This is a genomic window from Polaribacter sp., from assembly GCF_965660385.1.
GTDB lineage: Bacteria > Bacteroidota > Bacteroidia > Flavobacteriales > Flavobacteriaceae > Polaribacter.
The window spans coordinates 1-10,722 of record NZ_CBFHZT010000070.1 but is presented as its reverse complement, the minus strand read 5'-3'; the positions used below and the strand labels follow the sequence as shown (position 1 = coordinate 10,722).

Below are 10,722 nucleotides of genomic sequence, written 5' to 3'. Positions count from 1 at the left end.
AAGGTAACCCTTATCAGTTCTAGAAAATTGGAAAATGTCCCACAAGCAGATGTAACAATTATTGCAGTTTCAGATGATGCTATTGCAGAAGTTTCTTCAAAAATTAATAATGATTTTGTAGTCCACACTTCTGGTGCCTGCGCTGTTAATGCATTGAAAAACCCAAATAAAAAGGGGGTTTTTTATATGTTACAAACATTTTCTAGAGATAAAAAAGTTGACTTTACTAAGATTCCTTTTTGTTTAGAGGCAGAGGATTTCAAGGCTTTAGAAATCTTAAAACGTTTGGCAAAACACTTAGGAAATAAAATATACATCATAAATTCTGAACAACGAAAAATATTACATATAGCCGCTGTTTTCGTTAATAATTTTACCAATCACTTGTATAAAATAGGGAATGATATTTGTTCTGATTATCATATTCCTTTCGAAATTTTATATCCTTTAATTAATGAAACTTCAGAAAAAATTCAAAAAATATCACCAGAAAATGCACAAACTGGTCCTGCCATAAGAAATGATGAAAAAACAATAAAAAATCACTTAAATTTGTTGGATAAGAAACAACAAAAAATTTATAAAATCTTGACGAAATCAATTCAGGATTCATAAAAATATATAATTATCACCTTAAACAAAGTCAAAAGGTATTTAATACAAATATGGAAATTAGTTACAAGCAATTATTACCTAAAATCACAACATTTATTTTTGATGTAGATGGTGTTTTAACCAACGGAATGTTAACCATAATGCCAAGTGGAGAATTGGTAAGACACATGAATGTTAAAGATGGTTATGCAATGAAAACCGCGTTGAACAAAGGGTTTAGAGTATGTATTATTTCTGGCGGCACCAATGAAGCTGTAAAAAGTAGACTGGCTGCTTTAGGAATCGAAGATATTTATTTAGGTGCTCATAATAAAATAGTTCAGTATAAAGAGATTGTTAAAAAATACAATTTAACACATAACGAAGTTTTGTATATGGGAGATGATATCCCTGATATTCCTGTGATGCAAAAAGTTGCAATGCCTACATGTCCAAACGATGCAGTACCAGAAGTACAACAAACTGCTAAATATATTTCTAATATAAAAGGTGGCGAAGGTTGTGTAAGAGATGTTATTGAACAAGTTTTAAAGGTTCAAGAAAAATGGGATAATTATTTTGATGCAACTTTATAAAATGAAATTGAAGCTCTATTTTTCTCTTGTTTTTTTACTTATTTCAGTTTCAATAAATGCACAAGATGTTTTCGGTAAATGGAATAATAGAGATGAAAAAACTGGAGAAATCGATTCAGTTGTAGAAATTTATAAAAAGAATGGGAAGCTTTTTGCTAAAATTATTGATATTACAGACCCCGAATTAAAAAATGGTTTATGTACCAAATGTAAAGGCAGTAAAAAAAACAAACCAGCTTTGGGTATGGATGTTTTATACAATTTAGAAAAAAAGAACAACAAATGGATTGGTGGTTATGGATTAGAACCCAGAACCGGTCAGTACTTTAATGTATATATTAAACTTGTAAAACCAAATAAATTAAAAATTAGAGGGTATGCAGTTATTCCTTTTTTTGGCAAAACCGTGTATTGGGATAGAAAATTATAATATTTAAATTAACGATAAGCATTACAATTATGAAAAAAGCAATTTTAACAGTACTATTAGTTTCATTATCAATTTCATTAAACGCACAAACTATTTTTGGAAAATGGCATTCAACCAATGATGAAACAGGGAAAGTTGATTCTGTAATTGAAATGTATGAAAAGAATGGAAAAGCATATGCTAAAATTGTAGAAATTAAAAACCCTGAAAGACAAACCGCTGTTTGTGATTTGTGTGAAGGAGAAAACAAAGGAAAACCGATTTTAGGTTTAGAAATTTTAACAGGGTTAGAAAAAGACGATGATGAATGGTCTGGGGGTGAGATTTTAGATCCAAGAAATGGTAAAGTATATCAATGTTATATTGAATTGGTGAAACCAAATAAGTTAAAACTTCGTGGTTATGTTGGTTTTTCTTTATTGGGTAAAACGAAGTACTGGAAAAGAGCGGAGTAAATATAGTAATTAGGATTTAGTAATTAGGATTTAGTAATTAGTAATTGATAATTGATAATTGATAATTTGTAATTAGTAATCAAACGTAAAATGACAATTTAAAATCATTCCTTTGGTTTAATTTTGATGGGATTTTTCTAATTCTTTTCTTCCAACATAGGTACAAAGGCAAAATCTCCCAACTCATGTTTTTCGAATTCTTTGGCCGATTTTCTAATAAATAAGGTCATTATTTGTTTTTTGTCACCAACAGGAATCAACAACATCCCTCCTACTTTTAATTGAGCCAATAAAGGGTTTGGCACATAAGGTGCACCAGCTGTAACAATAATTTTATCAAAAGGCGCTTTTTCTTTTAAACCAATATATCCATCTCCAAAAATAAATTTCTTGGGTTTATAGCCCAAAGTTGGCAAAAAACGTGATGTTTTTTTAAACAACTCATTTTGCCTTTCAATAGTATAAACTTCTGCTTTTAACTCTAATAAAACTGCAGTTTGATAGCCAGAACCTGTACCAATTTCTAAAACTTTATCGCCTTTTTGAATGGCTAACGTTTGTGATTGAAATGCAACAGTATAAGGTTGAGAAATGGTTTGATCGGCTGCAATTGGGAATGCTTTATCTTGATAAGCGTGCGATTCAAAACTGGAATCGATAAACAGATGTCTTGGAATTTTTCGAACAGCATTTAGCACATTTTCATCGGTAATGCCTTTTGCTTGTAAAACTGCAGCTAATTGATTTCTAAGTCCTTGGTGTTTTGCTGTATCTCTCAATGTTGTTTAATTTCAAAAGTTTAAATGTAGTAATAAATTCTTATAATATTGTATCTTTGTTTCGTCTGATTTTTTTCGGATTTACAATATACATCAAAATTTATTTCAACAAAGAAAACTACCATTACACTAAATTCTTTAGAATTAGTTTGCTTTGTTTGCAATTACAAATAACACATAACTTATGCTTAAAATTGGAGTTTTAGGAGCTGGTCATCTTGGAAAAATACATTTAAAATTATTAAAACAATCAGAAAAATATGAGCTAGTTGGCTTTTATGATCCTTCTAAAGAAAATGCAAAGAAGGTTGTTGATGATTTTGGATATACTTATTTTGATTCAATTGATACTTTGATTGATGCTGTAGAAGTTATTGATATCGTGACTCCTACTTTATCTCATTTTGATTGTGCTAAAAAAGCAATCGAAAAAGGTCGTCATATTTTTATTGAAAAACCAATTGCGAAAACGGTATTAGAAGCAGAAGGAATTAGAACCTTGGCAAATAAGCATAAAGTAAAAGGGCAAGTAGGGCATGTAGAACGTTTTAACCCAGCTTTTACTGCTGTTAAAGATAAAATACACAACCCTATGTTTATTGAAACACACAGGTTAGCAGAATTTAATCCTAGAGGTACAGATGTGCCTGTCGTGTTAGATTTAATGATTCATGATATCGATATTATTTTATCGTGTGTAGATTCTAAGGTAAAAAATGTACATGCAAGTGGAATTTCTGTAATTTCCGAAACTCCAGATATTGCAAATGCAAGAATTGAGTTCGAGAATGGTTGTGTGGCTAATTTAACAGCTAGCCGAATTTCTATGAAAAATATGCGTAAAACTCGTTTTTTTCAAAAAGATGCCTATATCTCTGTAAACTTTTTAAGTAAGGAGTCTGAAATTGTTAGAATTCAAGATGCTCCAGAAAATCCAGATGAATTTGCTATGATTTTAAAGAATGATGAAGGTATAGAAAAACAAATTTATTTTGAAAACCCTGAAGTTACTAGCAACAATGCCATTTTAGATGAGTTAGAAACTTTTGCAGATGCCATAAACAATAACACAACACCTATTGTTACCTTAAGTGCTGGTACTGAAGCTTTGCGTATTGCTCAGTGGGTAATTGATTCTTTTAAATCAGAAAAAGACGTTAATTTATAGCCTTGGTTGGCAAAAAAGTGCGTTAGGGATTGAACGCGTGTTTGAGCTCTTACGCTTTTGGGCGTAAAGCGAGTAGTGAAAGCCCGTTAAAACGCCCAAATAATATTAAAAGATTGAAATATTAAATAATTCAAAATTAGAATCTTTTAATTTTTCAATTATTAATTCTTAAAATAAACATTGATGAAAAATATAGCTGTAATTGGTGCTGGAACCATGGGAAATGGAATTGCACATACGTTTGCGCAGTGCAATTATAAGGTACATTTAATTGATATTTCTGAAATTGCTTTACAAAAAGGTTTATCTACAATTTCTAGAAATTTAGATAGAATGATTGCTAAAGAAAAAATTTCTGAGGCTGAGAAAACTACAACTTTAGGTAACATATCTACATTTACAAATATTGCAGAGGGTGCAGTTGGTATGGATTTAGTGGTGGAAGCCGCAACTGAAAACTCGGTTTTAAAATCTAAAATTTTTAAAGAATTGGATGCTATTTGTGATGTTGATACTATTTTAGCAACAAATACATCATCAATTTCTATCACACAAATTGCTGCAGTTACCAACAGACCCGAAAAAGTAATTGGGATGCACTTTATGAATCCTGTACCGATTATGAAATTGGTAGAAATTATTAGAGGCTACAATACCACAGATGAAACTACAAATACAATTGTTAAACTCTCTAAAGAAATTGGTAAAATTCCTGTAGAAGTGAATGATTACCCAGGTTTTGTGGCAAACCGAATTTTAATGCCAATGATTAACGAATCGATTGAGACTTTGTATAATGGTGTGGCTGGTGTGGCTGAAATTGATACGGTTATGAAATTGGGTATGGCACACCCAATGGGACCTTTGCAATTGGCAGATTTTATTGGTTTAGATGTTTGTTTATCTATTTTAAACGTGATGTATGATGGCTTTAAAAACCCAAAGTACGCTCCTTGCCCACTCTTAGTAAATATGGTAATGGCTGGCAAATTGGGTGTAAAATCTGGTGAAGGTTTTTACGATTATGCAGAAAGTAGAAAAGCTGAAGTTGTTGCTAAAATGTTTCGTTAATCTATGAAAGCATTGCTGTTTTGTAGTCTTTTTTTTTGTTTTTCAATATATAGTCAAGTTGAAAAACAATCAAAACTAAAACCTTACAAAATAGGTTTTTTGTACAATTATGCGTCTAATGAAAATTTTTTAAATGACGATCCTGACTATACCTACACCACAAATACTTATAAAGCACAAGCATTTTATAAATTAACAAACTGGAAAAGTTTAGAGGTTGAATTAATTGTACAACCACAAATCCAATTTTTACAACATCAATTATTGAACAAATGGTATATAACACCTGATCAAGAAAATGTTGATGAGAAAATAGCCGAATTTACACAACCAAAATCAATGAATATGTATGGTGTTGAATTTGGTTTTGGTTTCAAAAAACAACTTTTAACGAAATTAAAGATTCAAGGAACTATTAGTTTAGGTTTTAATTATATTGATACAAGAACAGAACGTTTAGCAAAAGGATTTACATTTAATGAAAATTTTTCATTAGGATTCTCTTATAAAATGCTTTCAAATTCTTACCTATATTTGGGTTCCAATGTATTCGGACACGTATCTAACCTAGATTTTCAAAAACCAAATGATGGTTATAATGTTTTTGGTTTTGAGGTTGGATATGCTATTCTACTTTAAAAATAAAAAGGCTGTCTGAATTTTGTTTTAAATTTTCAGACAACCTTATTAGTAAAATTGTTTAAATTGAAATTACTTACCTAACCAAGAATTTAACATCCAAATTGTTTTTTCTTGTTCAGCAATAAAATCACTCATCATAGCATTTGTACCTTCATCATCTGCATCTGCAGACAAATCTAAAATTTCTCTTTCAATGGTTAATAATTCTGATAAAGAGTTTACAATAAGCGCTACACTTTCTACATCTTTAGAAATATTTTTACCAACAGGTACAGAAGCATTTTCTATATAATCTGTAAACGTATGCAAAGGTTTACCTTGCAATGTTAAAATACGTTCTGCAATCTCATCGATTTTAACTTGAGAATCTGTATAAAACTCTTCAAATTTTAAGTGTAATTCAAAAAAGTTTTTTCCTTTAATATTCCAATGTAAGCCTCTTAAATTTTGGTAATAAATTTGAAAATTTGCTAATAATCCATTTAATTTATTCACTAAAATTAAATTTTTTTCTTTGTTTAAACCTAATATTGTTGTTTTCATTATATCGTATTAATTTTATAAGACAAATTTATGAATAATTTAAAGCAATAAGTTATTGTTATTATTGATAGAATTAATATCTTTATCGTAAAAAATTATTTAATGACAATTACCCAATTAAAATACGTTTTATCTGTTGCTGAATATAAAAATTTTACGGTAGCAGCAGAACATAGCTTTGTTACACAACCTACCTTGAGTATGCAAATACAAAAGCTTGAAGATGAGTTAGATATTCAAATATTTAACCGCTCTAAAAAACCGATTGAATTAACAGATGTTGGTAAAAAAATTGTAGAACAAGCTAAAGTTATTGTTGATGAAAGCAATAGAATTTTAGATATAGTGCATCAACAAAAAGGATTTATTGGTGGCGAATTTCGTTTAGGAATTATTCCTACGATTATGCCAACATTATTGCCGATGTTTTTGTATAATTTTACGAAAAAATATCCAAAAGTTAAGTTAATCATTGAAGAGCTAACTACGGAGGAAATTATTAGAAAATTATCTGATGGACATATAGATGCTGGTATAGCAGCTACACCTTTAGAAAACGAAGGTATTAAAGAAAGACCTTTATATTATGAGCCTTTTGTAGGTTTAATTCCACAAAATCATAGACTATTTAAAAACAAAAATATTTCTGAAAATGATTTAGAAATGGAAGATATTTTGTTGTTAGAAGATGGTCATTGTTTTAAAGATAGTGTTATTAATTTGTGTAGAGCGCATAAAATAGACAATAAAAAAGGTTTTCAATTAGAAAGCGGAAGTTTTGACACCTTAATAAAACTTTCTAAAGAAGGTTTAGGAATGACTTTGTTGCCTTATTTACATACCTTAGATTTAACTGAAAGCGATAAAAAGCATTTACGTGAATTTGATTCACCACCACCAGCAAGAGAAGTAAGTTTAATTTATCATAAATCGCAATTAAAAATGCAATTGATTGAAGCGTTAAAGAAAACGATTGATGGTGTAATTAGAGGTGCAATTTCTTTTTCTGATGTAAAAATTATAAGTCCTTTACAAAAAAAATAAAAATTCTTATTAATTATATTTTATAAAAAAACCTTTAAATTGATAAAATTTAAAGGTTTTTCTTTGTTACAAAATGAGCTAGATATAATAGTCTAAGCATACATGCTATCTCGTAATTCTTTTATTTTTTTATCAGATAAATATTCATCAAAAGTGGTGTATCTATCTATAGCACCTTTTGGTGTTAGCTCTATAATTCTGTTAGCAACAGTTTGTGCAAACTCATGATCGTGTGTAGATAACAAAACTGTACCTTTAAAATTAATTAATGAGTTATTTAAAGCTTGTATAGACTCTAAATCTAAATGGTTTGTTGGCTCATCTAACAACAAAATGTTAGCTCTTTTCATCATCATTCTAGATAACATACATCTAACCTTCTCTCCTCCAGAAAGTACATTACTTTTCTTTAAAGCTTCTTCTCCAGAGAAAATCATTTTACCTAAAAAACCTCTTAAAAATACTTCTTCACGCTCTTCTTCAGTTTGTGCATACTGTCTTAGCCAATCTACTAAATTCAAGTTTCCGTTTTGAAAAAAAGAAGAATTGTCTAAAGGCAAATACGATTGTGTTGTTGTTACACCCCAAGAAAATTTACCTTCGTCAGCTTTTTCATTACCAGAAATTATTTCATAAAATGCAGTAATAGCTCTTGAGTTTTTAGAAATAATAGCTACTTTATCTCCTTTATTTAAATTGATGTGAATATCGTGAAATAACTTTTCGCCTTCAAAAGATTTACTTAATCCTTCTACATTTAAAATTTGATCTCCTGCTTCACGATCTCTTTCAAAAATAATGGCTGGGTATCTTCTGCTAGATGGTTTAATATCTTCTACATTTAACTTCTCAATCATTTTTTTACGAGAAGTTGCTTGTTTAGATTTGGCAACATTGGCAGAAAAACGACGAATAAACTCTTCTAATTCTTTCTTTTTATCTTCTGCTTTTTTATTCTGCTGAGCTCTTTGTTTTGCAGCCAATTGGCTAGATTCATACCAAAAGGTATAATTTCCAGAATAATGGTTTATTTTACCAAAATCGATATCAGAAATATGCGTACAAACAGCATCTAAAAAGTGTCTGTCGTGCGAAACTACAATGACACAATTATCATAATTTGATAAAAAATGTTCTAACCAACTAATAGTTTCAAAATCTAAGTCGTTGGTAGGTTCATCCATAATTAACACATCTGGATTTCCAAAAAGCGCTTGTGCAATTAATACACGTACTTTTTGTTTACCATCTAAATCTTTCATTAAGGTATAATGTAGGTCTTCAGAAATCCCTAAATTAGATAACATTGCTGCTGCATCAGAATCTGCATTCCACCCATTCATTTCTTCAAATACTATTTGAAGTTCTCCAATTTTCTCTGCATTTTCATCAGTATAATCTGCATATAAAGCATCAATTTGCTTTTTAATAGAAAACAATTCTTTGTTTCCCATAACTACAGTTTCCAAAACAGGATACTCATCAAACTCATTATGATTTTGAGACAAAACAGACATACGTTTTCCTGGTTCTAAATGTACCTGACCAGAAGTTGGATCTTGTTTACCTGAAAGAATTTTTAAAAATGTTGATTTTCCTGCTCCATTTGCTCCAATAATTCCATAACAATTTCCTGTTTGAAATTGCGTATTAACTTCATCAAATAAAACACGTTTTCCAAATTGAACCGATAAGTTAGAAACTGATAACATATATTTGTTTTAAATTTCTGCAAAAGTAATAAATTGATTTTTCTTAAGTACCTCAATTTAAAGCTCATTTCTTAAAAAAAGAAGATTTATTTTTAACAGCGCATTAACAAAACAGATAGGGTTCTATGGTTAAATTTGCTCATGGTATTTTGACAATATATATATGACAAAAAACACAATATTACTATTTAAATTTTCTATATTTTTTTTCTTAATTAGTTGTAATTCAGACAATAAAATTACAGAAACCTATTTTGGTGGTAAAATTATTAATCCTAAATCTAACCAAGTAGTCTTGTATTCTATGGAAAAAGTAATAGACACTTTTTTCTTAGACAGCAACAATAGATTTATTGGAAAAATTAAAAATGCCAATGAAGGTTTGTATCATTTTTCTCATGGTGATGAAAATCAATATGTATATATAGAACCAAAAGATAGTTTAATGCTACGATTAAATACCTGGGATTTTGATGAATCTTTGGTTTTTGCAGGTAAAGGAGCAGAAAGAAATAATATTTTAATTGATTGTTTTTTAGAAAATGAAAATGATAGAAAACTTTTTTATCATTTTAATAAATTAAATCCGCAAGGTTTTACGAATAAAGTAGATTCTTTATTAGCCGTAAAAATGATAACGTATCATGAATATGTGCAGAATCATCCCAATGAAACTTTAGGTTACCGAGAAATTTTAAAAACGGCACTAACCTATCCAATCTATGCGCGTTCTGAAAGATATCCATATATAAATACAAAATACACAGAGGATGGTAATTTTCCTGAATTGAACAAAACATTTTATAATTACAGAAAAAATATTGTGATCAATAAGGACTCTTTAATGTATTTTCCTCCTTACTCAAGCTATATTAGAAATTACTTGTATAATAAAACGTATTCATTAGGGCATCCACCAACTAAGAAAGAATATTCTTCTAAATTTACGATAGACTTATTAAAAATAATCGATAAAAATATAACCATTGAGCAAACTAAAAATGCCATTTTAAGACAAACAATTATAAGTCATTTTTTTAACAAATCTAGTTGTAATATTGATGGTGAAGCTTTTAATACTTTCTATACATTATCCACAAATAAAAAAGATAAAGAACTAATTACCAGACTATTAAATGATGTAAAATCAGTACCTACTCATAAAAAATTACCAAATTTTAAAATTACCAATTACAATAATACTTCTCATGATATTTTTGATGTTATTAAAAATAAAAGTACTTTTTTGTTTTTTTGGAGTTCTGAGTATGTATCTAAAGCATACATAGGTAAGAGAATGAGTTATTTAGCTAACAATTATCCTAATATAAATTTTATTCAAGTAAAAATTGATGGAAATACTAAGGATAGAATTCAGAAAATTGATATTAAAAATCAATATTATTTAAATTCAGATAGTAAAGCTCATCAATTTTTAAGTAGCAAAATGCCGCGATCAATATTGGTAAACAAACAAGGTAAAGTGATAAATGCTTATGCCACAATATCTTCAAGAAATTTAAATCCTTATCTAAAGGAATTGAATGAAAATTAATTCTAGTACTTTATAGGTCTATATTCATTTTATTTAAACTACATTTGCACGATTTTAATTTTGTGAAGATCACAATAAGAAATCAAGTCGATATATAAACTGATTTGCAGGTGGGCGTTCTGTGAATCTACAA

Annotated in this window: 12 protein-coding genes; 9 read left to right on the top strand and 3 right to left on the bottom strand. The window is 29.0% G+C overall.

The window, feature by feature from the left end; all coding sequences use genetic code 11:
- The 4 genes from ACTG3V_RS14055 to ACTG3V_RS14040 all read left to right on the top strand — a co-directional run.
- A partial coding sequence (locus tag ACTG3V_RS14055; protein WP_439132805.1) for a Rossmann-like and DUF2520 domain-containing protein occupies positions 1-615 on the top strand: 615 nt, incomplete at its 5' end.
- Between the two features lie 50 nt (positions 616-665).
- Positions 666-1,190 (top strand): KdsC family phosphatase, encoded by a 525-nt coding sequence (locus tag ACTG3V_RS14050; protein ID WP_439132804.1) that lies wholly within the window; start codon positions 666-668, stop codon positions 1,188-1,190.
- A 1-nt stretch (position 1,191) separates the two neighbouring features.
- On the top strand, positions 1,192-1,620 hold the full coding sequence (locus tag ACTG3V_RS14045; protein WP_439132803.1) for a DUF2147 domain-containing protein: 429 nt from the start codon (positions 1,192-1,194) through the stop codon (positions 1,618-1,620).
- Positions 1,621-1,649: 29 nt separating this feature from the next.
- Positions 1,650-2,075: a DUF2147 domain-containing protein gene (locus ACTG3V_RS14040; RefSeq protein WP_439132802.1), complete on the top strand. Its 426-nt coding sequence runs from the start codon at positions 1,650-1,652 to the stop codon at positions 2,073-2,075.
- Positions 2,076-2,212: 137 nt separating this feature from the next.
- On the opposite strand, the gene ACTG3V_RS14035 is transcribed toward ACTG3V_RS14040, so the two are convergent.
- Complete coding sequence (locus ACTG3V_RS14035; RefSeq protein ID WP_439132801.1) at positions 2,213-2,854, bottom strand: protein-L-isoaspartate(D-aspartate) O-methyltransferase; 642 nt, start codon at positions 2,852-2,854, stop codon at positions 2,213-2,215.
- A gap of 184 nt (positions 2,855-3,038) precedes the next feature.
- Between ACTG3V_RS14035 and ACTG3V_RS14030 the strand changes: the two genes are divergently transcribed.
- The 3 genes from ACTG3V_RS14030 (at position 3,039) to ACTG3V_RS14020 (ending at position 5,732) form a co-directional block, all read left to right on the top strand.
- Positions 3,039-4,022 carry a Gfo/Idh/MocA family protein gene (locus ACTG3V_RS14030; protein WP_439132800.1) on the top strand — a complete coding sequence of 328 codons (984 nt, stop codon included), beginning with the start codon at positions 3,039-3,041 and terminating at the stop codon, positions 4,020-4,022.
- 183 nt (positions 4,023-4,205) lie between these two features.
- On the top strand, positions 4,206-5,093 hold the full coding sequence (locus tag ACTG3V_RS14025) for a 3-hydroxybutyryl-CoA dehydrogenase (protein WP_439132799.1): 888 nt from the start codon (positions 4,206-4,208) through the stop codon (positions 5,091-5,093).
- A gap of 99 nt (positions 5,094-5,192) precedes the next feature.
- Entirely contained in the window at positions 5,193-5,732 is a 540-nt protein-coding gene (locus ACTG3V_RS14020) for an acyloxyacyl hydrolase (protein ID WP_439132798.1), read from the top strand.
- Between the two features lie 72 nt (positions 5,733-5,804).
- On the opposite strand, the gene ACTG3V_RS14015 is transcribed toward ACTG3V_RS14020, so the two are convergent.
- A complete protein-coding gene (locus ACTG3V_RS14015) occupies positions 5,805-6,278 on the bottom strand; it encodes a Dps family protein (RefSeq protein ID WP_439132797.1) in 474 nt (157 codons plus the stop codon).
- Positions 6,279-6,380: 102 nt separating this feature from the next.
- Here ACTG3V_RS14015 and ACTG3V_RS14010 point away from each other — a divergent pair, with 102 nt between their 5' ends.
- Positions 6,381-7,322, top strand: coding sequence for a hydrogen peroxide-inducible genes activator (locus ACTG3V_RS14010; protein WP_439132796.1), 942 nt, complete (start codon positions 6,381-6,383; stop codon positions 7,320-7,322).
- Positions 7,323-7,414: 92 nt separating this feature from the next.
- Here ACTG3V_RS14010 and ACTG3V_RS14005 read toward each other — a convergent pair whose 3' ends face one another.
- Positions 7,415-9,034 carry an ABC-F family ATP-binding cassette domain-containing protein gene (locus ACTG3V_RS14005; RefSeq protein ID WP_439132795.1) on the bottom strand — a complete coding sequence of 540 codons (1,620 nt, stop codon included), beginning with the start codon at positions 9,032-9,034 and terminating at the stop codon, positions 7,415-7,417.
- A 163-nt stretch (positions 9,035-9,197) separates the two neighbouring features.
- Between ACTG3V_RS14005 and ACTG3V_RS14000 the strand changes: the two genes are divergently transcribed.
- Entirely contained in the window at positions 9,198-10,589 is a 1,392-nt protein-coding gene (locus ACTG3V_RS14000) for a hypothetical protein (RefSeq protein WP_439132794.1), read from the top strand.
- Positions 10,590-10,722: the final 133 nt, after the last annotated feature.

Coding starts and splice junctions, on each gene's coding strand:
- ACTG3V_RS14015 (WP_439132797.1), bottom strand. CDS start 6,278: ATGAAAACAACAATATTAGGTTTAAACAAAGAAAAAAATTTAATTTTA.
- ACTG3V_RS14040 (WP_439132802.1), top strand. CDS start 1,650: ATGAAAAAAGCAATTTTAACAGTACTATTAGTTTCATTATCAATTTCA.
- ACTG3V_RS14030 (WP_439132800.1), top strand. CDS start 3,039: ATGCTTAAAATTGGAGTTTTAGGAGCTGGTCATCTTGGAAAAATACAT.
- ACTG3V_RS14045 (WP_439132803.1), top strand. CDS start 1,192: ATGAAATTGAAGCTCTATTTTTCTCTTGTTTTTTTACTTATTTCAGTT.
- ACTG3V_RS14050 (WP_439132804.1), top strand. CDS start 666: ATGGAAATTAGTTACAAGCAATTATTACCTAAAATCACAACATTTATT.
- ACTG3V_RS14000 (WP_439132794.1), top strand. CDS start 9,198: ATGACAAAAAACACAATATTACTATTTAAATTTTCTATATTTTTTTTC.
- ACTG3V_RS14025 (WP_439132799.1), top strand. CDS start 4,206: ATGAAAAATATAGCTGTAATTGGTGCTGGAACCATGGGAAATGGAATT.
- ACTG3V_RS14010 (WP_439132796.1), top strand. CDS start 6,381: ATGACAATTACCCAATTAAAATACGTTTTATCTGTTGCTGAATATAAA.
- ACTG3V_RS14005 (WP_439132795.1), bottom strand. CDS start 9,034: ATGTTATCAGTTTCTAACTTATCGGTTCAATTTGGAAAACGTGTTTTA.